Annotated in this window: 2 tRNA genes and 2 rRNA genes; all 4 read right to left on the minus strand. The window is 50.0% G+C overall.

What is annotated here, in order from left to right:
• A tRNA-Ser gene (locus tag AB0M22_RS45580) sits at positions 1-89 on the minus strand.
• 5 nt (positions 90-94) lie between these two features.
• Positions 95-166, minus strand: a tRNA-Glu gene (locus AB0M22_RS45585).
• Positions 167-175: 9 nt separating this feature from the next.
• Positions 176-291: ribosomal RNA gene (gene rrf, locus AB0M22_RS45590) — 5S ribosomal RNA — on the minus strand.
• A gap of 83 nt (positions 292-374) precedes the next feature.
• Positions 375-3037, minus strand: a 23S ribosomal RNA gene (locus tag AB0M22_RS45595); the annotation flags it as partial.

Below are 3037 nucleotides of genomic sequence, written 5' to 3' on the forward strand. Positions count from 1 at the left end.
GGAGGATGTGGGATTCGAACCCACGCACGCTTTTACACGCCTGACGGTTTTCAAGACCGTTCCCTTCAGCCGGACTTGGGTAATCCTCCAGATATAGTCCGTACGGGATTCGAACCCGTGTTACCGCCGTGAAAAGGCGGTGTCTTAACCCCTTGACCAACGGACCATACTTTCAACTTGGCCACTCGCCTATCTCCCAGGGGGCAACCCCCAAGTACTTCCGCCGTAGATGGACTTAACTTCTGTGTTCGACATGGGAACAGGTGTATCTCCATCGCAATGATGACCAAATCATTAAATGTTACCTTGAACATTCAAAACTAAATAACAATTCTTCTAACTTTTAAACCATAAGCATATTATATTTGACTCTTTTGGTAAAGTCCTCGAGCGATTAGTACTGGTCCGCTCCAAGTCTCGCAACTCTTCCACTTCCAGCCTATCTACCAGATCATCTCTCTGGGCTCTTAATTCTTACGAATGGGTAATCTCATCTTGAGGTGGGCTTCGCACTTAGATGCTTTCAGCGCTTATCCCTTCCCTACATAGCTATCCAGCCGTGCTCCTGGCGGAACAACTGGTACACCAGCGGTAAGTCCATCCCGGTCCTCTCGTACTAAGGACAGATCCTCTCAAATTACCTACGCCCGCGACGGATAGGGACCGAACTGTCTCACGACGTTCTGAACCCAGCTCGCGTGCCGCTTTAATGGGCGAACAGCCCAACCCTTGGGACCGACTACAGCCCCAGGATGCGACGAGCCGACATCGAGGTGCCAAACCTCCCCGTCGATGTGAACTCTTGGGGGAGATAAGCCTGTTATCCCCAGGGTAGCTTTTATCCGTTGAGCGATGGCCCTTCCATGCGGTACCACCGGATCACTAAGTCCTAGTTTCCTACCTGCTCGAGTTGTAGCTCTCGCAGTCAAGCTGGCTTTTACCTTTACACTCTACGATTGATTTCCAACCAATCTGAGCCAACCTTTGAGCGCCTCCGTTACTCTTTAGGAGGCGACCGCCCCAGTCAAACTGTCCGTCAGACACTGTCTCCCTGGCCGATTATGCCAGCGGGTTAGAGTAACCATAAGTCAAGGGTAGTATCCCAACAACGCCTCAATAGAAACTAGCGTCCCTATTTCAATGGCTCCTACCTATCCTGTACATGACTTACAGGTACTCAATATCAAACTACAGTAAAGCTCCATGGGGTCTTTCCGTCCTGTCGCGGGTAACCTGCATCTTCACAGGTACTAAAATTTCACCGAGTCTCTCGTTGAGACAGTGCCCAAATCATTACGCCTTTCGTGCGGGTCGGAACTTACCCGACAAGGAATTTCGCTACCTTAGGACCGTTATAGTTACGGCCGCCGTTTACTGGGGCTTCAATTCATACCTTCGACTTACGTCTAAGCACTCCTCTTAACCTTCCAGCACCGGGCAGGCGTCACCCCCTATACATCACCTTGCGGTTTAGCAGAGAGCTGTGTTTTTGATAAACAGTTGCTTGGGCCTATTCACTGCGGCTGGCTTTTACACCAGCACCCCTTCTCCCGAAGTTACGGGGCTATTTTGCCGAGTTCCTTAACGAGAGTTCTCTCGATCACCTGAGGCTACTCGCCTCGACTACCTGTGTCGGTTTGCGGTACGGGTAGATATGACTTTACGCTAGAAGCTTTTCTTGGCAGTGTGACATCAGAGAGTTCGCAACCGTAGTTGCTTCCCCATCACAGCTCAATGTTAAAGAGAAATGCATTTGACACATCTCACACCTCACTGCTTAGACCAGAATCCATTAACTGGCATCTCTTAGCCTACTGCGTCCCTCCATCACGATCATATCTAGTACTGGAATATCAACCAGTTGTCCATCGACTACGCCTTTCGGCCTCGCCTTAGGTCCCGACTAACCCAGGGCGGACGAGCCTTCCCCTGGAAACCTTAGTCTTACGGTGGATAAGATTCTCACTTATCTTGCGCTACTCATACCGGCATTCTCACTTCTTAACGCTCCAGCACTCCTCACGGTATACCTTCATCGCGGTTAAGAACGCTCTCCTACCATTGATAAAATATCAATCCAAAGCTTCGGTAATATGTTTAGCCCCGGTACATTTTCGGCGCAGGGTCACTCGACTAGTGAGCTATTACGCACTCTTTGAATGATAGCTGCTTCTGAGCTAACATCCTAGTTGTCTGTGCAACCCCACATCCTTTTCCACTTAACATATATTTTGGGACCTTAGCTGTTGGTCTGGGCTGTTTCCCTTTCGACTACGGATCTTAGCACTCGCAGTCTGACTGCCGAACATGTGTATTAGCATTCGGAGTTTATCTGAGATTGGTAATCCTAGACGGACCCCTCACCCAAACAGTGCTCTACCTCCAATACACTTACATTTCGACGCTAGCCCTAAAGCTATTTCGGAGAGAACCAGCTATCTCCCAGTTCGTTTGGAATTTCTCCGCTATCCACAAGTCATCCAAACACTTTTCAACGTGTCCTGGTTCGGGCCTCCAGTGCGTCTTACCACACCTTCACCCTGCTCATGGATAGGTCACTAGGTTTCGGGTCTACATCATGATACTAAGTCGCCCTATTCAGACTCGGTTTCCCTACGGCTCCGTCTCTTCAACTTAACCTCGCATCATAACGTAACTCGCCGGTTCATTCTACAAAAGGCACGCTCTCACCCATTAACGGGCTCGAACTTCTTGTAGGCACACGGTTTCAGGTGCTATTTCACTCCCCTCTCGGGGTTCTTTTCACCTTTCCCTCACGGTACTGGTTCACTATCGGTCACTAAGGAGTATTTAGGGTTGGGAGATGGTCCTCCCGGATTCAAACTGGATTTCGCGTGTCCAGCCCTACTCAGGATACTGCTAGGTATAAGCGCTATTTCGTCTACGGGATTATTACCCTCTTTGATTAACCTTCCCAGGTTATTCGACTATAATGCTTAAGTCCACGTTGCAGTCCTACACCGCCCTCCCCCTCCGGCGTCTCCTCGGCCGGGTCGGTGTCGCCGCGCAGCACGAC

This window comes from Nocardia sp. NPDC051756, assembly GCF_040681495.1.
Classification (GTDB): Bacteria; Actinomycetota; Actinomycetes; order Mycobacteriales; family Mycobacteriaceae; genus Nocardia.